Here is a 19,686-nt window from a genome sequence, read left to right as displayed (position 1 = left end):
GGTGATTAAATGTTTAAAAGCCTAATCCAGAAAGTAAAGGCGGTGATGTACAAATTGAAGCTTATCAAAGGTGTCCAGAAACTCACCGACAAGAAAGAAATACCTGTTAACGATGAGATGTATGAGTTAATCGACAAGTGGAAAGCAATTTACGCTGGATACTTTGAAGAATGGCATGACATCTCTTATATGACTGTTAACGGGAAGAAAAAACGTAAACGAGCATCGATGCGAATGGCGAAAGTAGCTGTTCAAAAGATGGCCACTTTAATTTTTAACGAGAAATGTGAGATTAATATATCTGATTCAACTCTTGAAAAGAATATTAAAGACATTCTTGATAAAAACAAATTCAATCGTGAGTTTAGAAGATATCTAGAGTATGGTTTTGCTCTTGGTGGCATGGTTATGAAAGCCTATTATGAGGATGAACAAATTAAGGTCTCATACACAACGGCTGATTGTTTTATTCCATTAGCGTGGGACAACTTCCGGATAACTGAGGGAGTATTCGTAAGCACGTTCAGAAAAGGCGCTAAACGATATACACATCTTGAGTGGCATGTTTGGGAGGATAATAATTATATCGTCCGAAATGAGCTATATGAGAGCAAGAACGATAACGAGATTGGTGTGAAAGTGTCACTTGATATTCACTTTGATGGATTGGAAGAAGAGGTAATTTTCCATTCGATTGAGAAGACAATTTTCGTTTATTTTAAACCAAATATAGCAAATAACTTTGACACTAATTCACCGTTAGGTATTTCAATCTATGCAAATGCACTAGATACGCTTAAATCATTGGATATAGCTTACGATAGCTTCCAGAGAGAGTTTATCCTCGGGAAGAAGCGTATTATTGTTCCTCAATCTGCAATCAAAACGGTGGTTGATCCAGAAACGGGTCAAAGGCACCGTTATTTTGATGCTGATGATGAAGTATATGAAGCAATGAACCTTGGGGATGGCTTAGAAGGTGAAAGAGTTCATGATATTTCTGTTGAATTAAGAGTTGAAGAGCATATTGCAGCTATTAACGCTTTTCTAAATATCTTTGCAATGCAAATAGGCTTCAATGCAGGAACATTTACCTTTGATGGCGCTGGTGTAAAAACCGCTACTGAGGTAGTTTCAGAGAATAGTGAAACATTCCGTACTAAGCAGGATCATGAAACGAATGTTGAAGCAGCTATTCAAGAACTAGTGGATGCGATTGTTGAAATTGCAGATACTTTCAATGTTTTCCCCCGTCCTGGGGAATATGAGGTTACTGTTGCTTTTGATGATTCGATTGCTGAGGACCAGTCAGCTGAGATAGCTAAGCAAATTCAGTTGGTTACAAATGGTCTTAATAGCAAGGTTAGAGCCATTATGAAAATACATGGACTAACTGAGAAAGAGGCAGAAACCTTATTGAAAGAAATTCAAGCTGAGCAAGCTACTGCACTGACTGAGAGTATTGATTTCTTTGGGATGAATCGTAATACAAAGAAAAAGGAGGATGAGAAATAATGCCTAAATATCGTAAAAAACCAGTTGTGATTGAAGCTGTTCAATTTTTCGAAGAAGAATATGCAATTAATCCGGAAAAATATATGAATTATCCAGTTTCGGACAAGGCTAGTTTAAGTGAACTTTGGTTCGGAAAAACTGTTCATGATAAAAGGTATTACATTGCAACTTTAGAGGGAGCTATGACTATTTCTGAAGGTGATTACATCATAAAAGGGGTAAATGGAGAGTTTTATCCTTGCGACCCTGACATATTCGAAAAGACTTATGAAGTAGTTGAGGATTAATGGATCCGCTCAAACAACAACAACTAGCAATGCCAACTGTCGAGGTTTTCCTTGCTATTGAAGAACAGCTGCTTATCAATATTGCGAAACAGTTAAAGAATCATCGTTCTTTGCTGACGGAATATAATATTGTTTCTTGGCAAACGGAGCAACTAGCTATGCTTGGAGAACTGACTCAACAAAATATCATTGCTATTGCAAAGTATTCCGGATTGGCTGTTGATGAAGTAGCAAAGGCATTAGAACAGGCAGGATATAGTGCTATTGAGGAAGATGAGAAAGACCTTCAAACAGCTGTTGTGATGGGGTTGCTGATTGCTCCACCAAGTATTGAATCTAGCCAGGCATTACAAAATGTCCTATCAATCTATCAAGAACAAGCACTCGACACTTTTAATCTGATAAATACAACTATGCTTCAACAGTCTCAGCAAGTCTATTTAGACATTGTCAATCAAACAGTAGGGAAAGTATTAGCTGGAACTCAAACGCCACAGGAAGCTCTTAGAGAGACTGCTAGTAAATGGGCAAATAAAGGTGTTCCTGCTTTAATCGATAAAGCTGGGAAGCGATGGTCTACTGAAGCATACTTAAATGCTGTTATGAGGTCCACAGTAAACAATGTTGCAAATGATATGCAAGATGCTCGAATGGATGACTATGGTGTTGATTTAATCGAAGTTTCTTCACATCTGGGCGCTCGTCCTGGATGTGCACCTTATCAAGGTCGAATCTATTCTAGAAGTGGAAAACACCCTAAATATCAAGCACTTAGTGAGACGTCCTACGGTGAACCGGCAGGGCTTTTTGGTGTTAACTGTGGTCATGTGAAATATCCGTATGTTGAAGGTCTTTCAAAACGCACCTACAAGCCATATAACGAAGCTGAGAACAGTAAAGAGTATGAACTGAGCCAACAACAAAGATTGCTCGAAAGACGTATTCGTGAATCTAAGCGAGAGCTCCACATGATGCAAACTATGGGCGATGATGTTGGTATTAAAGCAGCTCGTAAAAAGGTTAGAGATAGACAAGCTGATATGAGGGACTTCATTGTAGCTACTGGAAGAACAAGAAACAGACCAAGAGAGCAGGTGTATTAATGTTTATCTCAAAAAAAGAACATGACAAATTGAAAAATAAAGTCGCTGAACAAGATAATTTACTCCGTGAGATGATGTACCACTTGAATCAATTAGCACAGGAATTACAAGAATTGAAGAAACCGAAAGAGCCTACATATTTCAAGTAAGGCTTTTTATTTTGGTCTTTTTAAAGGCTAGACCCTAAAGAGGCGTATTCCTTAGCGTGGAGGGTTACACGTCAAAAAAACTAAAGAGGAGCGATTATAGATGCCATTAAAAGAGTTATTAGGTGAGGACTTATATAAACAAGTCATGGAGAAAGTAGGAGACAACAAGATTGATATTATCTCCAATGGGAATTGGATTCCTAAGCAAAAATTTAATGATTTAAATGATTCATTAAAGGATTTAAAGAACCAATTGCAAGACCGTGATACACAGTTGGAAGATTTAAAAACTAAGGCTGCTGGCAATGAGGATTTGCAGAATACAATCAAGCAACTTCAAGATGACAACAAAAAAATTAAAGATGATTATGAAAAGCAAATCCAGCAACAATCCTTTGATTTTGCTCTAAAGGATGCTTTAACTGGTGCAAAAGCTAAGAATCCTAAAGCTGTGGAAGCTCTTTTAAACAAGGAAGCTATCAAGCTAGATGGTGACAAGTTACTTGGATTAGAGGAGCAACTAAATAAGCTTAAGGAAAGTGATTCTTATTTATTTGATGCTGACCAACAACAGGAGCAACAACAGCAATCAGGAGTTAAATTTACCACTGGACAACACCAACATCATCAAGGTGGTAATGCACCTACTTCTCTTGCGGATGCATTAGCACAAAGATTTTCAACAAATAATCAATAATTTTAATTAGGAGATGATTATATATGCCGATCACATTAGAACAAGCAAAAGTAGGAATGGCTGACCACGTAGATCAAATGGTTATTGACGAGTTTCGACGTAGTTCATTACTTTTAGATGCATTAACTTTTGATAATGCAGTTTCACCAGGTACTGGGGGTTCAACATTAACATACGGATATACACGTTTGAAAACTCCTTCAACTGCCGGATTTCGTGCACTTAATAGCGAGTACACAGCAAATGAAGCTGACCGAGAAAACTTAAGTGTTCAACTAAAGATTTTCGGTGGAGCTTATGAAATTGATCGTGTAATTCAAGATACTTCTGGCCAGATTAACGAAGCGGATTTTCAATTGCGTCAAAAAATCCTTGGAGCTCGTAATCTATTCCATCACACAGTTATTAATGGTGATTCCGCAGTAAATGCAAATGCTTTTGATGGATTAGATAAAGCACTTACTGGTTCAAGCACTGAATTAAACACAGGAGCTGTCATTGACCTTTCAAATGAATCGGGTCTAGAAAGTAATAAATTTTCTTTTCTTGATGAATTAGATAATTTCTTAGCTGAATTAGATGGTCGTCCGACTATGTTAATGGGTAACAGCAAGCTAATTACAAAGATTAAATCTATCGCTCGCCGTGCTGGTTATAAAACAAGCTCAGAGGATGCATTTGGACGCAAGGTTGACGGATATGATGGGATTCCACTTGTTGACCTTGGCTATTTCTATGATGGTGGTGCAACGGTACCTGTTGTTCCAATTGAAGCACGTACTGTAGAAACTGCTCAAACAGGTCTAACTGACCTTTATGCGGTATCCCTTGGAATGGATGGCTTCCATGGTGTTTCTCCTACTGGGAATGGAATAATTCGTAACTATTTACCTGATTTCAATTCACCTGGAGCAGTTAAAAAAGGTGAGGTTGAGATGGTAGCAGCTGTAGCTCTCAAAGCTACTCGTAAAGCTGGCGTATTACGCAATATCAAAGTTCAATAATGAAGGGAGTCTTATAGATGCCTATTATCAAAAGTCCTAACCCTCAATATACGGGGGTTAGTGCTTCCCTTTCATTTGTAAAAGGTGAAGCTAAAACAGAAGATCCATGGTTAATTGATTGGTTTAAAAATAAAGGATATGAAGTAATTGAGGAAGAAAAGGAAAAACAATCACCAGTTAGCTTACCAAATGAAACAGATTTAACTAAGAAAACAAAAGATGAAATAAAAGCAATACTTGATGAGTTAAAAGTTGAATACAAGTCTGATGATAACAAAGATGTTTTGATCGAAAAGTTAAAAGCAGCAACCGAAAAGAGTGAGTAACCATGCCATACATCGATTACACCTATTACACTGATGAGTTTAAGGGCACAGCTATTTCGCAAGAACAATTTGATAGATTAGTTGTTCGAGCATCCGATCTAATCGATATTAATACTTCATACGTCCTTCATGGTGTCGATTTTACTCAATTCGCTCAGTTTATTCAGGACCAGGTGAAGAAAGCCACTGCTGCACAGGTTGAATATATGGTTATGCAAGGGGGAGAAACATCTGTACATGGTGGTTCTCCTTCGTCTGTTAATATCGGGAATTTTAGCTATCAAAAAGGAGAAGGTAATGAACAACAAACTATGTCGCCAATGACATTTGATTACCTTCGTCCAACAGGGCTTCTGTATAGGGGCGTGAGTGTTCTTGATTGTTAAACCTATTCCACTTCATATTTTGACTGATACAGTCCAATATAGACCTTTTCAGGAGGGGGATGGCATTACAACCGAAGATGGATTTGGTGATGCTATCACTCTTTCTAATGTGAGAGTGCAATACCTTTCAAACATTAGTAAGAATACTAATTCAGAAGAATTAAAGTATGAAGCTATGTTGTTTTATGACGTTGTTAATTCAAATAGTAGCGATGCTTTTGAATTTACTGAGAAATCCGAGATTGATTTCGATGGGAAAACAATGGTTGTCGAGAAGGTTAATCCTGTTCATGCATTCAAGCTACATCACTATGAAATTGGGTTGGTTTAAATGTTAAGAATAACTGTTAATGCGAACCTTGATATCGACGAAATTATCAGAAGACAACAGGTAGCAAATAAAGAAGCACAATTTGCACTGGATAACCAGGTATTAAAAGATAGTAATTACTTTGCACCTGAAGACTTAGGATATGCTGGTGGTCTAAAAGCAAGTTCTTTACTTCACAGCCGATTAGGACAAGGCCATATAGAATGGAATACACCTTATGCAAGAAGGCTATATTACAATCCTCAATATAATTTTAGCAAGGACAAAAACCCGAACGCACAAGGGCTTTGGTTCGAAGCAGCTAAGGCAGTTAATAAAAATAATTGGGTAGATGTAGCGCAAAAATCATACGATAAGTATTTTGGTTGAAGGTAGGTGAATAAATGGATATCATTGCTCAAATCACATCATATCTGAAAAACAACGTAAATCTGAATGGTTTACCAGTTGTTTCACCTATCCTTAATCCTGATAATTCAGTGGCTATTCGTGAAACACCGTCTTCTATTGTTAATCGATACATGAATACTGAAAAAACGTTCAATTTTCAATTTCAAATCCTTGTTAAACATGATAAAACCATCACATTAAGAAATATAATTAATGAGATTTTTATAAAACTAGACGGACTGCCAAGCGGTGCTATTTCAAGCGCTAACGGCAGTTTTTTTATGTCCAAATGTGAGTGTTATTCTTCACCAAGTTTTGTGGAGAAAACTGAAACAAATTACGTTATTTACTCAGCAATTTTTAACGCTGAAATAGAGATCGGAGGTAATTAGATGTTTCCATTAATGAATGCTTATAAATTTGAAATCAATACAACACCTGGAACAACCCCAGGTACTTTAGCATTATTAGCAGCAGGGATTATGAATGTTGAACAAGGTAACAATGAAGAATTAGACCAAACGAAGTATCTTGACGGTAATGGATATGGAGAAACTGACGTAACAGGCGCACAGCTTGTTTTAACATTCAGTGGGCACCGTAAATATGGAGATGCAGCACAAGACTTTATATTTGGTAAATTGCTACAGTTAGGAAATAGCCGGAGAACTAATTTTGTTATTACGGAACCTAATGGGGATAAAATCGAAGGTGATTGTACGATTGCTAATATCACACCGCCTTCTGGTGATGCAGGAACAAAAGGAGAAATGAGTTTTGAAATACATTTCAACGGACTACCTTCATTAACAGAAGCGCCAGCAGAAGCACCAACAGGATCTTAATACTATTATTTTGGAGAGTCGCTTTCATGCGGCTCTTTTATTTTAGAGGAGGAATAATTAATGGCTATTAAAATCGAGGTACAAAAAGCATACGAAGAGGTAGAAATCGCCGATAAAATTTACCGTATCGAAATGACAGATGAAAAAATGAAGCAACATTTAACAACTTATGCGAAATTTCAAAAAGAAATCAAAGAATTAGAAAAAATAGATGCTGCATCAACTTCACCTGATGAAGCTATTAAAATCAATGAAAAAACAAAAGAGTTATTTGAAGAAGTGATTAACTTATTGCTAGGTGATGGTTCATTTGATGAAGTATATGAGGTTTGTGGGAAATCTACAGTAGTTTTATCAGATGTATTACGTCAGTTGATGGAAAATGTAAGAAATCGCTTTGACAAAATTAATGAGAAAAACAAAGCATATTACACTGGTAAGTAATGATGCTCTATGAAGCTAACAGACAGATATGACAACGAAATAGAATACAAAGGTAATAAATTTTTTATGAATTTAGCCTTTGACATTGTGTTAAGGGCTTATGAATTAAAAAGCGATCCTAACTTCAATAATTATCAGCGTGTAAGCATCATGTGGGAAATGTTCATTGTTAATCACGATGAACATGACGTTACATTTGAAGATAAAAATACGATTGTGAAAACGATTTTTGACCATTTCTTAGAACCTGAGAAAGAGAAAGAAATAAATGATGATAATAAGTCTCAAGGTCAAGGAAAACCCTTGTTTGATTTTGAACATGACGCCGAATATATATATGCTTCATTTTTGCAAGATTACAAGATTGATCTGTTTGAAATGCAAGGTGTTTTAAGATGGGAAAAATTCTTGGCTCTATTAAGTTCTCTAAAGGATGATACGAAATTTAAAGAGGTTATTGGTATTAGAGGTCAAAAAATACCTCCTCCTACAAAATTCAACAAAGATGAACGAGACAGAATCATTAAATTGAAACAGATATATGCACTTCCTGTCGCTTCAGAAGAAGAAATTCAAAGCAATATGAACAATGTATTAAGTAGTCTGAGTGCAACCTTTAAGGGAGGAAGGTGATAATACATGGCTGATGGAAAAATAGTCATTGATACTAGCATTGACCAAAAGGGCATTCAGGAAGGTTTAAAAACAATTAGCAAGAATGTTACTAGTTCAGCTAAAGACATGGAGAAAATAAGCGACGCTGTTGCTAGTCAAGGTAAAGCAAGAGCGAAAGCCTTCTCGACATTTAGCGATGCAATGCAAGATTCTTTAAAGGGTGTCAGGTCTGAACATGAAAAGTTAAAAAGAAGCTTATACGATACACCTGAATATAAAGAATACAGAGCATTGAACAACGAATTAGAAATCATGGAACTTCAAATGAAAATCACTAATATGAAAGCTATGATGCCTTTTCAAAAACAAATGGTTCATACTCGTAAAGGTATGTTCGAATTAGCTCAATCTATGGGAAAGTATTCGGGGACTACCAAACAATTCATGGGTGATGTTAAACAACTTGGTGCTGAATATAAAAAAGCAAATGATGAAATGATTAAAGCAAATAAAATGCTCGGGGCCTCAATCATTCAAACTGCTGGAACAATGATGAATATGACCACACAAGCCCAAAGAATCAGTGACAACTATGATAGGATGCAGAATCCTATATATAAAGTAAACAAAGCAGGGTTAGCCGTTGCAGATACGATGAACAAAATCGCAAACAACGGAAATGCTGCTGTTTTGGCATTGAAATTATTAGGCCCTAACGCCAACATGAAACAACTTAGAGACATGCAAATGATGATTAATCAGGGATTAATGAGATTCCAAGCTGTGGCCTTAGGTGCTGCAACAGCATCTGCAATTTTATATACATCTCTTTTCAAAGTAGCGAAAGGACCTGACCCAAGCGAAGTTTATCAAAAACAAGCAGAAGCGTTGGCTCATTATGCTGAAGAATTGGACAAAAGAACAAATGAAATAGCAAATGCTTGGAATCTATTTGAGGATATACAACTTAAATCAGTTAGTAGCAAAGCGCTAACCAAAAACCTCCAAGAACAAGTGAACGAATTAAGAAACTGGAAAGATAACTTGGCAGATATCGCAGAACATGCAGGAGAAGAGTTTGCGCAATATTTAGCTGATATGGGGCCACAAGCAGCTGGTGAAGTAGCAACTATTGCTAAAATGACTGGTCCTCAATTAGATAAGTACGTTGCTCTTTGGAAAGAAAAAATGGCATTAGCTAGAGAACAAGCTACAACTGAATTAGAAGGACTAAAAGCTGCAACAGATAAAAAAGTGAAAGAGTTACAAGATTCGCTTACGCCACTTGGACTTGCACTAGAACCATTAAAACAAGTATGGGCTGAAGCCTTTAAGCCGATGGTGGAAGCTTTTACTTTGGTGTCGGTACCCCTTGTTAATTTTCTTACTCTTATAGGTGAGATGGTCGTTAAATTTAATGAAGCACATCCAACATTAGCATTGATTATCCAAGGTATTTTGATGCTTATTCCACTACTAACATTGATATTATCCCCATTAGCAATAGGAATCGGTTTAATTGCTGGGTTTCAAGCTGCATGGTCTGCTTTATGGGTTATTATCGGACCATTGATTACTGGTTTAGCTGCAATGAGCTCGACTGTTTTGATAGTAGCTAGTTCATTAGTGGCTTTGGTAGCAGCAATCATGTACCTGTGGAATAACACTAGCTGGTTTAAGGATATGGTTCTAAGTGCTTGGGATTTAATCTTATCTACTACACAAACAGTTTGGAATTTTATTTTTAATTCAATTTTAAAGCCAATTTTCAATTCAATTGTTAGTTTTGGAAAGTCTATACTAGACCAATTCGTTGGTTTTTGGAAAGATAACGGAACAGAAATTATGACATTTGTAAGAGCATTTATGAATACTACTTCAACCCTTATAAAGGGAGGTATGGAGTTAATAAAAGGTATTTTCCAAGTAGTTTGGCCAATTATTTCTGGAATAGTTAAAGTGGCTTGGGCACTAATACAATCTATTGTATCAACAGCAATTTCATTAGTTCTTGGTGTCATTTCAACAACTATGAAACTATTGAATGGAGATTGGGAAGGCGCTTGGGAAGAAATAAAAAATACAGCTCAAACAATATGGGAAAATATTGTTGGATTCTTTGAAGGAATTGATTTATATGAAATTGGAGCAAATATTATTCAAGGTTTGATTGATGGGATTGGGTCAATGGTAGGAGCTGTTATGGATACTGTAGGAGGGATTGTTGAAGACATACAATCAGCTATCACAGCACCTCTTGAAATTCATTCACCATCACGTTGGATGAGGGATTTTGTTGTAGGAAACATGTCTAAAGGTTTTCAAATCGGATGGGATCGTGAAGAGTCTCCGATTATAAATAAAGTTAAAGAAATCACTTCTTGGATGATGCCTAGTATGCCTGATTTATCAGGGCTAGTTCCTACATTTTCTTCGGTTGGTATTAACAATGATGCGAAGGTATCAAGGAACACTAACACTGGCGAAAATGGTGTGTTAAGCATCCTTGAAAACCTACCTAAAATACAATTACAAATTCCTTTGAATAATAGAGTAATAGCTGAAGAAACAGTTGATATTCAAAGTGAATTGATGAATCAAAGACTTATAGGAAATAGAAGGAGGTTGTGACATGAGTATAAAAATAGATGATGTTCCAATTTCTGAATACAACATTAGATGTGAATTAGACCATGAACACCCTGCTTTACCTTCTACAAGGGATTATACAATTTCTATTCCTGGTATGGCTGGTGCTTATGATTATGGGGCTGATATGGGTGTTAGAGATTTTGAACTTCCTATGGTGATTCAGAACGTTGATTCTAACATTGATATATCGTTAGTTGTAAGAAGGTTTAAGAGGGCTATCCTTGATGAATACGGAAACCCTAAGACCTTCAAACTGTTATTTGATTATGAACCTGATAAATATTACAACGCTCGCTATAGTGGAAACTTGCCTTTAGAAAGGCTTGTCTATAGGGGGCGTTTTGTTTTGCCATTAACGGCATTTGACCCTTTTGCTTATTCGGTTGTTATGAATGATGAAGTGACATGGGGTAGTACAGTTATAGATTTTAATTCTATCGCCTACACATATGGGAACACTGGCGGAAAAACTCACTCAGTTATATATCCTGCGAAAATTATTGAAACTGTGACAGGAGATTCGTTAAGACCTATTTTCAAGATAAATGGTTCAGGAACAAACGTATCAATATCTTCTAATGGACAATCTTTTTCGTTAGGTTCTTTTAAGAATACTAATTGGATTGTTGATGGTGATAACTATACAGTCATTCGAAATGGCATTAATGGATTGAAGTACTTTTCAGGTGATTGGATTGAATTTATAAATGGAGAAAATCAAATCACTATTTCAGGAACTGGCTTAAATCTTACCTTTGAATGCTTATTCAGAGATAAATACATGTAGGTGGTGAGGATATGCCAACAGAATTAATAAAATATGAAGATGTTTTAAGAGAAGGTACAGATAAATTAAATAGTGCGATTGAACAAGCAAATCAAGCTGAAACAGATAGTCAAACTGCTTTATCTGCTGCTAATACTGCCTTAACCAATTCGGAAAACACACAGACACAATTAAATACTATGGTAATTGAAGGTGATTCTTCTCCTGCAGCTGACCAAGCGAGAACAGATATACAAGGTATTGTTGCTGATTCACTGAAAGACAGGATTGATAAACAGCAATATTTCATAAGTGTAATAACTTATGGGGCTGTTGGAGATGGTATCACAGATGATACTGCAGCAATTCAAGAAGCAGTTGATTCTATTTTACCTACAGGAGGTACTTTATATTTCCCTCCTGGTACTTATCTTGTATCAAGTACAATTAATATCAAAAAAGCAGGAAAAGCAAATGTTTGTATAAAAGGTTCAGCAAAATCAACAACAATAAAAAAGGCGAATGGAGATTTCACTGTATTTGATTTTGGTTCTACAGTTGTCCCAGCAACAACTTATGCTGATAGAATACAAGATGTGGAATTAAAAGAATTTACATTTTCTTCCGACGATAATCTAGGTAGAGCGTTTCGATTTAGAAACTTTGGAAGGATTTTTGTCAGAGATATTTACACAATAAGATTTGCGGTAGCTTCTGAATATGCTGGCGGTTCAGAACTTTTTATAAGAAATTTCGATTCTGCGCTATCAGGATTAGGAGCAAGGTTTAAATTAAGTGATGGTTTAGGTGGTTCAGGTGCTGGAATTGATATGCAAGTAATACATGTATTTGATTCTCAATTCGCAAACTCAACAAAAAGTATTGAGTTAGATAACGCTCTTGATGTTCACTTTCATAATTGCATTTTCGCTTCTGCGCCTGGAGTTATAATGGGAGCTAATTCAGGACACTTTTATTTTAATTCATGTCATTATGAGTGGACTAATTCTCCGATACTTCAATTATTAGACTTTTCTAGTGTTAGATTTACTAATAATGAATTTGCGCATTTATCCAATACGACTGTTTATCCAATCAATGTTAATCTCACAACAACTCGAAATACTCGTAGAAAACTTGAATTGGATAAGTGTGTTCAAGATGCAACTTCAAATATAGTTCCTTTTGTTAATATCCAAAGTGGAGATGGAAACTTAGAAGTTGATATTAAAAACAGTTTTCCAGCTTATTATGATGCTATTTACAGTAGAAGTGATGAAACCTACTATACACCAAAGACATATTTAAATGAAGTTACATTAAATCCATTTTTCAAAAAAGGATTTATTTCAGCTAGGAAAACAGGTGCAAACTTAATTCTTTCATTGAATAGCACTGAAAAAGTAACAGGTAGTAATTCTGTTGAAATGCAGAATGTTGCAGGTGTTTGGAATATTTTCAAAGTAGAAGAAGTTTGCGATACTATTGACCAAAACGAAAGAGTTTTGATTGATATTATCCTTAAAGGTACAAACTTCACTTCGGGATGTCTTAAAGTTATTCTAAGGGATAAAAATGGAGTTTTATCTCCCGCAACAGTTATACAATCTGCCACAAATACAAGATCGTTTAATGTTCAAAACTTCGCTAATGGATTTAAAAGATATATGCTTTGGTATTTAGTTCCTTCAGGTTATGAATTAGATACAATCCAAATCGCAAAAGACCAAAATCCTAATGTTTATCTATATATAGACAGTCTGCGAATATTTTCCCAAAAAACAGCTTATCACCTAACAAGTAATTCTGTTCCAACAGAAGGTACATTCTCTACTGGAGAAAGAGTCATCAATACTGCACCAGCAGCAGGAGGATATGAAGGTTGGGTTTATGTGTCTAGTGGAGTTTGGAAAGGATACGGGTTAATACAGGCATAAAAAATAAATCAATTAAAATTGAAGTTATTAAAGAACCACTTTGTATATCTTCAAATATAAAATTATGGTATACTAGTAACAGTTTTCTATAAGGAGAAAAATCGTGGTCAATTTTAGAAAAATATTAAATTTTATATTTTGTATGTCTATTTTTTCAATATTCCTTCCTAACGCTATTTATGTAGCCTTTTTCGCTTTATATATTGTGTTAGGATGGATTTTCATAATGATGAATAGTCATATTAAAACTTTTAAGGTTCTTAAAGGAACAAAATTAACTTTAGTTGGATTATTAATATTTTTGATTTATGGCATTACTATTATTATGTTTGGTGAGAAAAATATAAATGGTTTAAATCTTTATTTGAAACTACCTTTAAACTTAGTTTTCATTATTACGTTTTTCATTTGTTCATCTGTTTATAAAATGAATTTCGAAAAAATATTTAAAACTGTTTATTTTTGTTTGTTCTTATCAACAATTCAGGTTATTGTCGCTTTAATTCAAACAAACAGTTTACAATTATTTTTAAGTGGTATCAGTTCATCAAACGAAGCATTCCAAATAACTCAAACATTTATTTGGTTTGGGAATGAATCGAAAAACATTTGGGCAACAAAGATATTATTAGTTTCTCTTCCTGTTGTTCTTTATCGTTTAAATACAAGAAAGAAATTTATAGATAAGTTAATGTTTGGTCTCCTTGTTTTTTGCACTTTAATGACATTCAGTAGAACTGCATTAGTCAGTTTTGTTGTCGCTGTTACTATATTCTTTTTATTTAAAGTTTTCAGAAGCAAAAAAATATATAAATATTTTGTTATATTAATTTCTCCTTATGTTTTGTACAAAGGTTATATGTATATCTATGATAATTTCTTGCATATAACAATGACAAATACGGATGGTTTATATTCTCGTTTTGTTATGTATGAAACAATCCTTGAAAATTTAGGTCAATTTAGTATCTTTGGAGAAGGTATTTATGCAGCTTCAAGGGTTTTACCTCTTTATTCAACTGAGTATTTTGGAGAATTATATATTCATAATATTTTCTTAAACTCTTATTTAGATTTGGGTATTGTAGGTTTAATATCATATTGTTTGTTTTTAATAGGTTTTTATATTTGTTTAAATAAAAACTTACCAAAACAACTTTCATGGAGTTTATATGCTTCATTTTTCGCAATAATTATTTCACAGTATGTGGGATATGATAATGATTTAATTATCTTCGTAGCTTTGACTTATGTTATTGCAACTCAATATAAAAAAGAATTAAGTAAAGAAAACACCAATAGCAATTTACCATTAAAGAAATCTGCTTAATCAGAAAGGAGAAACATGGAGAAAAAACAATTATTTATTGTATGTATCTTTGTAGTTGTTTCAGTTGTTTTAGGTGGATTAATACCTGTTATATTTAATTAAATCATTTAAAAGACCATCAATTATAGATGGTCTTTTTTAGTGGAACGAGGTGATACCTTGAGAAAAAGACACATTCGAGTTTATGACAGGGATATGAACCTAAAAGCCATATTAAATAAGGCTTATAAGATAGGTTATGACCTTGAACAAAATAACCTTTGGACTTGTAAATTCACAATGCCATTGAATGACAAGAAGAACGATGAAATCATCCCTAAAAACTTCATTGAGTTATGGGATTTCGAAAAACGTATTGGAATGTTTGTTGTTCAGCCGATTGAAACAGTAAAAAACGAAAGTAATAGAAGTATCACATATACTTGCGAACACGTACTGGGGACTTTACATAGTGAAGTCCTTTTTGGTTACCATCAATTCACTAACTGGAAAACTAGAGATGTGCTACAAGCGTTAATTGATACTCAAGACGAAGTGTTTTGGAGGCTTGGAAAGGTTGATTTTACACGATATTTCCATTATGCATGGGAGAATGAAGATTCACTATTAAATGCTATTGTGAGCGTTCCTAAACCCTTTGACGTTCCTTATCTTTGGACATGGGATGATACCACTTTTCCATTCACTTTGAATCTGATTAGTCCAATTGATGAACATGTTGATACATTAAGATTTGGAAAGAATCTAAAGGGTATCAATAAAGATATTGATTCGACAGAACTTTATAACCGTATATATCCATTGGGATATGGTGAGGGAGTTAATCAATTGACCATCAAAAAGGTTAATAATGGTGTTCCTTATGTTGAAGATGCTGCATCAATTGCGAAATATGGACTTCATAAGAAGGTATGGGCTGATAGACGATTTGAAGATGCTAATGCATTAAAAGCGAGTGCTGCAGGGTTGTTAAAATCTTATAAAGACCCTAAAGTCACAGTAAGTGTTGATTGTATTAACTATGAGCTTATTGACCCTTATCAGATTGTTAAATACGGTGTAGGTAAGATAATGAGGGTTGAAGATGAAGATACAAACACATATGAAGATTTAAGAATCATGAAAATAAGTCGTTCAGATATCTATGGTAATCCAGATGATATAAAATTTGACCTAAGTAATGTTAGGGAGCCCTTAGAAACCACAATAACTGATCTAGAAAAGAAGCAGCTAGTCAATGAAACATACGCACAGGGTTCAACTAATATTGATTCCCATGATTATTCGGATAACTGCGATCCTTCACATCCAGCAGTTATCCGTTTTTATTTGCCGGATGATTTAGTGAATGTGAACACTATGTCCTTATCTTATGAAACAGAAGAGTTTAGAGCATATTCTCAAGCAACTGAAGGAGGTGGGGCAATTGTAGAATCAACAAATGCTGGTGGTGGGGTTGTTAAATCAACCTCAAGTGGGGGTGGTTCGACTCAGACATCTAGTTCCGGTGGTGGCTCAACTCAAACAAGCTCTAGTGGAGGAGGTTCAACTCAAACATCAAGTTCGGGTGGAGGAACTACTCAATCTTCGTCAGCTGGAGGTGACCATAGGCACAGGGTTTTTAGATATACAGGCGATACACCACATACTGATGATGATTTAAGAATCTATTCAGCCGTTTCTAATTTAGATGGTTCTGGTGCTGTAAGTATTGCTTCTCGCGGTGGCCCAACGGATGTTTACACTGATACTTCTAGTGGTAATCATGCTCATTCTGTAACTGTACCTGATCATACACATACAACTCAGATTCCAAACCATACGCATTCTGTTACGATTCCTGCACATACACACACAGTTACAATACCGAGCCACACACATGAGATAGATATCCCTAATCACTCTCATGAAATCACGTTGCCGAATCATACTCACCAGATTAAGCATGGAATTTATACATTATCAGAAATGCCGACATCTGTTGTGATTAAGGTTGATGGTAATGTAGTCCCTATTTCTGCTACATCTGGACAAGATATCAATATAATACCTTATTTATCCGTAGATAGTAGTGGTCGAATAAATCGGGGACAATGGCATGAAATAACGATTACTCCAGATAAATTAGGTCGTGTTAATGCGAATGTCATTTCGAGATTATTTATTCAAAGTAGAATTGGAGGTACTTACTAATGAGAGAGTGGTTAATTAAGAAATTGATTGGTAGTAAACCTGTCATTGCCAATGTCACTATACAAGTAAATGGACCAATCAAAGCTTCAGAACCAGAAATAATATACCATCAATCTTTTATAGAGGATGTAAGATTAAAGGGAGGAAACTAAAAATGGTTTTGAACGTATTAACTCATAGTGGTCAAGATTTACTAATTGAAGTGGAAAGTTATGACCCTGTAAGTTTAAATGAAAAATTAAACAGCAATGAAATACACACAGTGGTGATAGGAAATACAATTTTTTCAAAGATTGATATAAAATTAGTGGCTCCGGTTAGCGAAGGAACAATATAATCCCTAATTGAAAGGAGGGTAGGCATGAAAAAAATTCTGATTTTAATAATGATGTTGGTAGTTGTCTATCCTCTTGTGGTGAAAGCAGACGATTGGAAAACAATAAGTAGAGACTCTCAAATCGGAGAGACATTAATCATTAAGAATCCTAATTTATAGGGTTCTTTTTATTTTGCCTTGAAAGGGTGGAGAAGATGAAATATTTACAAGAAGGAATTGCAGCAGTAGTAGGATTTTTCACTTGGTTAGTAGGTGGATGGTCAATACTTTTAACAGTTTTAATTATCTTAAATGTACTCGACTTTGGTTCAGGTATGGCTGCTAACTGGGGAGATATAAATAGCAAGAGAGGGTATAAAGGAATTGTAAAAAAGGGAATGATGTGGGTATGGATTGTAGTTGCTAATCTAATGTATTTAGTGCTTGATTATCAAAATTTAGACATTGGAGTAGTGATACCAAATGCAGTTGCAACAATGTTTATCATTAATGAAGTAGTTTCTCTTGGTGAAAATAGTATTAAGTTAGGAATCAATATTCCAGAGCCGATCCAAAAAGGGTTGGCTCTTTTTAATGACAAAAAAGGGGAGGAAAAGTAATGACGAAAATTCAAGATATCCGCAATAAAACAGCAGGTGGACATAGTAAACGTGCAATAAGCAAAGTTGAAAATATTGCACGGCATCATTCAGCAACAACAGATGGTGATTATTTTGCATTCTGGAAGTCATGGAAAGCGAAAGGATGGAATACTGGAGGTTACCATGAAATTATCCTGAGAGATGGAACAGTTCAGCTATGTTATGATCCTAATGTGATTACAAATGGAATTAAACATCATAACAGTGAAACATATCATATTTGTGTTGTAGGTAATGGATCCTTTACTGAAGCACAAGAAAAAGCATTTGATGAACGTTGTAAGGTTGCAATGGCTCTATTTGACCTTCCAGTTGAAAAGGTACTTGGCCATAAGGAATTTAGTGGAGCGTCAACTGCATGTCCAGGAATCGATATGAACATGGTCCGTAATCGCCTAAAAGGAAAAACAACTACTGTACAAGCTCCAAAGACAGAAGTGAAAACTGAGGTTGTTAAAGCTCCATCTAAACCTAAACCAACTAGTTCTGGTAACAGCTTCATTAAGAAGTTTCAGGATTGGTTGAATAAAACATATAAGTTCAATTTAGTTGTGGATGGTATTTATGGTCCTAAAACTAAAAAGGCTGCTCTTATGGCATTACAAACTGAATTAAATAAACAATTCGGTGCAGGACTAAAAGTTGATGGTATTTGGGGACCTAAGACAAAGGCTGCTATTCGAACAGTATCTAGAGGAGCAAAAGGCAACATCACAAGAATCATTCAAGGGATGCTTTATAGTTTAGGTTTTGACCCTAAAGGTTTTGATGGTATCTTTGGTTCAGGGTGTGAAGCTGAGGTTAAATCATTCCAGCTTTCAAGAGGTTTAGATGATGATGGGATTGTTGGTAAAAATACGTTTGAAAAGATGTTTTAAAACAAAAAAGCCCTTCTTAATTGAGGGGCTTATTCCAATTCTTGATATTTTTTCAATTTCCACCTAGCAAGTTTTTTTGCTTCTTCTTTCGTGCTACCATAACAATTAACAACTGTTCTTTTTTCGTCTGATGCCGTTGCCATGTATGTATCCCCATAATCATATACACGGTATCTAATCTTCCCGCGCCGATAATACCAAAACCAATTCCAAAAACGCTTTAAATATTCTAGCAATAAAAAACCTCCCTATGTAATTTGTTCTAAGAAAATTAGACTATAGGAGGTTTTAGGGGGTTTTAATTAAATGTAAATTATTTGTAAATTTCTTTATATGACTAATTGAGTTATGTCCACTTCATCATAGAGCACTTTATATATTTCAATCTTATATATGTATTCTTTTCTAAGTTCTCTAATCCACTGTTTTGCAACATCAGCTGCAGCTTCGTCAGGGTTTTGTTTGAATTTAGATGCATTAATTTTAAAAAATCCCCTACGTAGTGTTTTTACATCATTAATAACATAATGAACTTTAATTAACACTTGCATTTCAATTACCTTCTATCATTAATTAAATCTCCAAATAACTCTTCAACACTCTTATTTAATACCTTTGCAATAGCAAGGGACACGCTTGTTTTGGGATCCTTGGTCTCTCCGGAACAAATTTTCGATAGTGATCCTGGGGAAATTCCCGCCTTTTCAGCTACCCAGCCTTTTCGTAAACCTTTTTCTATTATAGCTTCCTCTACTTTTGTAGTCATTTTTAACACCTCATATATTTCATTCAATGTTAAGTTTAAAATTCCTTTGACTTTTAGAAAAATAATTTTAACTGGACAGGCAAGAAATTACACT

27 protein-coding genes are annotated in these 19,686 nt (G+C 35.0%); 24 read left to right on the top strand and 3 right to left on the bottom strand.

Annotated features, from left to right (window positions below):
* Nucleotides 1-9: 9 nt before the first annotated feature.
* From AC4GZ8_RS20940 to AC4GZ8_RS20825, 24 genes are all read left to right on the top strand, one after another.
* A complete protein-coding gene (locus AC4GZ8_RS20940) occupies nucleotides 10-1,515 on the top strand; it encodes a phage portal protein (protein WP_491083850.1) in 1,506 nt (501 codons plus the stop codon).
* Entirely contained in the window at nucleotides 1,515-1,802 is a 288-nt protein-coding gene (locus AC4GZ8_RS20935; RefSeq protein ID WP_491083849.1) for a hypothetical protein, read from the top strand. The genes AC4GZ8_RS20940 and AC4GZ8_RS20935 overlap by 1 nt, the downstream gene beginning before the upstream one ends.
* On the top strand, nucleotides 1,802-2,905 hold the full coding sequence (locus AC4GZ8_RS20930) for a phage minor capsid protein (RefSeq protein ID WP_491083848.1): 1,104 nt from the start codon (nucleotides 1,802-1,804) through the stop codon (nucleotides 2,903-2,905). Before AC4GZ8_RS20935 ends, AC4GZ8_RS20930 begins: the two co-directional genes overlap by 1 nt.
* Nucleotides 2,905-3,054 (top strand): hypothetical protein, encoded by a 150-nt coding sequence (locus AC4GZ8_RS20925; RefSeq protein WP_491083847.1) that lies wholly within the window; start codon nucleotides 2,905-2,907, stop codon nucleotides 3,052-3,054. Before AC4GZ8_RS20930 ends, AC4GZ8_RS20925 begins: the two co-directional genes overlap by 1 nt.
* Before the next feature lie 100 nt (nucleotides 3,055-3,154).
* Nucleotides 3,155-3,751: a phage scaffolding protein gene (locus AC4GZ8_RS20920; RefSeq protein ID WP_491083846.1), complete on the top strand. Its 597-nt coding sequence runs from the start codon at nucleotides 3,155-3,157 to the stop codon at nucleotides 3,749-3,751.
* A 23-nt stretch (nucleotides 3,752-3,774) separates the two neighbouring features.
* The gene (locus AC4GZ8_RS20915; protein ID WP_491083845.1) at nucleotides 3,775-4,755 is read left to right on the top strand and encodes a major capsid protein; all 981 of its coding nucleotides are present in this window, start codon (nucleotides 3,775-3,777) and stop codon (nucleotides 4,753-4,755) included.
* Nucleotides 4,756-4,772: 17 nt separating this feature from the next.
* Entirely contained in the window at nucleotides 4,773-5,081 is a 309-nt protein-coding gene (locus AC4GZ8_RS20910; RefSeq protein WP_095302352.1) for a hypothetical protein, read from the top strand.
* 2 nt (nucleotides 5,082-5,083) lie between these two features.
* Nucleotides 5,084-5,467: a head-tail connector protein gene (locus AC4GZ8_RS20905; protein ID WP_491083844.1), complete on the top strand. Its 384-nt coding sequence runs from the start codon at nucleotides 5,084-5,086 to the stop codon at nucleotides 5,465-5,467.
* Nucleotides 5,457-5,798, top strand: a complete 342-nt coding sequence (locus AC4GZ8_RS20900) for a putative minor capsid protein (protein ID WP_491083843.1) — start codon at nucleotides 5,457-5,459, stop codon at nucleotides 5,796-5,798. The genes AC4GZ8_RS20905 and AC4GZ8_RS20900 overlap by 11 nt, the downstream gene beginning before the upstream one ends.
* The gene (locus tag AC4GZ8_RS20895) at nucleotides 5,799-6,167 is read left to right on the top strand and encodes a minor capsid protein (RefSeq protein ID WP_095302355.1); all 369 of its coding nucleotides are present in this window, start codon (nucleotides 5,799-5,801) and stop codon (nucleotides 6,165-6,167) included.
* A 14-nt stretch (nucleotides 6,168-6,181) separates the two neighbouring features.
* On the top strand, nucleotides 6,182-6,580 hold the full coding sequence (locus tag AC4GZ8_RS20890; protein WP_491083842.1) for a minor capsid protein: 399 nt from the start codon (nucleotides 6,182-6,184) through the stop codon (nucleotides 6,578-6,580).
* The gene (locus AC4GZ8_RS20885; RefSeq protein ID WP_141231564.1) at nucleotides 6,581-7,033 is read left to right on the top strand and encodes a phage tail tube protein; all 453 of its coding nucleotides are present in this window, start codon (nucleotides 6,581-6,583) and stop codon (nucleotides 7,031-7,033) included.
* Nucleotides 7,034-7,093: 60 nt separating this feature from the next.
* Nucleotides 7,094-7,477, top strand: a complete 384-nt coding sequence (locus tag AC4GZ8_RS20880; protein WP_491083841.1) for a hypothetical protein — start codon at nucleotides 7,094-7,096, stop codon at nucleotides 7,475-7,477.
* Between the two features lie 9 nt (nucleotides 7,478-7,486).
* Nucleotides 7,487-8,110, top strand: a complete 624-nt coding sequence (locus tag AC4GZ8_RS20875) for a Gp15 family bacteriophage protein (RefSeq protein WP_491083840.1) — start codon at nucleotides 7,487-7,489, stop codon at nucleotides 8,108-8,110.
* A gap of 6 nt (nucleotides 8,111-8,116) precedes the next feature.
* A complete protein-coding gene (locus AC4GZ8_RS20870) occupies nucleotides 8,117-10,723 on the top strand; it encodes a phage tail protein (protein ID WP_491083839.1) in 2,607 nt (868 codons plus the stop codon).
* Nucleotide 10,724: 1 nt separating this feature from the next.
* On the top strand, nucleotides 10,725-11,531 hold the full coding sequence (locus AC4GZ8_RS20865) for a phage tail domain-containing protein (protein WP_491083838.1): 807 nt from the start codon (nucleotides 10,725-10,727) through the stop codon (nucleotides 11,529-11,531).
* 11 nt (nucleotides 11,532-11,542) lie between these two features.
* On the top strand, nucleotides 11,543-13,447 hold the full coding sequence (locus tag AC4GZ8_RS20860; protein WP_491083837.1) for a glycoside hydrolase family 55 protein: 1,905 nt from the start codon (nucleotides 11,543-11,545) through the stop codon (nucleotides 13,445-13,447).
* A gap of 103 nt (nucleotides 13,448-13,550) precedes the next feature.
* Nucleotides 13,551-14,777 carry an O-antigen ligase family protein gene (locus AC4GZ8_RS20855; protein ID WP_491083836.1) on the top strand — a complete coding sequence of 409 codons (1,227 nt, stop codon included), beginning with the start codon at nucleotides 13,551-13,553 and terminating at the stop codon, nucleotides 14,775-14,777.
* Nucleotides 14,778-14,972: 195 nt separating this feature from the next.
* Nucleotides 14,973-16,970 carry a phage tail spike protein gene (locus AC4GZ8_RS20850; RefSeq protein WP_491083911.1) on the top strand — a complete coding sequence of 666 codons (1,998 nt, stop codon included), beginning with the start codon at nucleotides 14,973-14,975 and terminating at the stop codon, nucleotides 16,968-16,970.
* Nucleotides 16,970-17,122, top strand: a complete 153-nt coding sequence (locus AC4GZ8_RS20845; RefSeq protein ID WP_491083835.1) for a hypothetical protein — start codon at nucleotides 16,970-16,972, stop codon at nucleotides 17,120-17,122. The genes AC4GZ8_RS20850 and AC4GZ8_RS20845 overlap by 1 nt, the downstream gene beginning before the upstream one ends.
* Nucleotides 17,123-17,124: 2 nt before the next feature.
* Entirely contained in the window at nucleotides 17,125-17,307 is a 183-nt protein-coding gene (locus tag AC4GZ8_RS20840; RefSeq protein WP_491083834.1) for a hypothetical protein, read from the top strand.
* Nucleotides 17,308-17,331: 24 nt separating this feature from the next.
* On the top strand, nucleotides 17,332-17,466 hold the full coding sequence (locus AC4GZ8_RS20835) for a hypothetical protein (protein WP_283936336.1): 135 nt from the start codon (nucleotides 17,332-17,334) through the stop codon (nucleotides 17,464-17,466).
* Between the two features lie 35 nt (nucleotides 17,467-17,501).
* A complete protein-coding gene (locus AC4GZ8_RS20830; RefSeq protein WP_491083833.1) occupies nucleotides 17,502-17,906 on the top strand; it encodes a phage holin family protein in 405 nt (134 codons plus the stop codon).
* Entirely contained in the window at nucleotides 17,906-18,826 is a 921-nt protein-coding gene (locus AC4GZ8_RS20825) for a peptidoglycan recognition protein family protein (RefSeq protein ID WP_491083832.1), read from the top strand. The genes AC4GZ8_RS20830 and AC4GZ8_RS20825 overlap by 1 nt, the downstream gene beginning before the upstream one ends.
* Nucleotides 18,827-18,855: 29 nt before the next feature.
* Here the strand turns inward: AC4GZ8_RS20825 and AC4GZ8_RS20820 are convergent, their stop codons facing one another.
* From AC4GZ8_RS20820 to AC4GZ8_RS20810, 3 genes are all read right to left on the bottom strand, one after another.
* Complete coding sequence (locus AC4GZ8_RS20820) at nucleotides 18,856-19,062, bottom strand: hypothetical protein (RefSeq protein ID WP_491083831.1); 207 nt, start codon at nucleotides 19,060-19,062, stop codon at nucleotides 18,856-18,858.
* Nucleotides 19,063-19,155: 93 nt separating this feature from the next.
* The gene (locus AC4GZ8_RS20815; RefSeq protein WP_491083830.1) at nucleotides 19,156-19,377 is read right to left on the bottom strand and encodes a hypothetical protein; all 222 of its coding nucleotides are present in this window, start codon (nucleotides 19,375-19,377) and stop codon (nucleotides 19,156-19,158) included.
* 5 nt (nucleotides 19,378-19,382) lie between these two features.
* Nucleotides 19,383-19,592 carry a helix-turn-helix transcriptional regulator gene (locus AC4GZ8_RS20810; protein WP_491083829.1) on the bottom strand — a complete coding sequence of 70 codons (210 nt, stop codon included), beginning with the start codon at nucleotides 19,590-19,592 and terminating at the stop codon, nucleotides 19,383-19,385.
* Nucleotides 19,593-19,686: the final 94 nt, after the last annotated feature.

Source organism: Metabacillus sp. RB-C-LZQ-3-1 (genome assembly GCF_058315175.1).
This window is presented reverse-complemented; position numbering and strand designations above follow the sequence as displayed.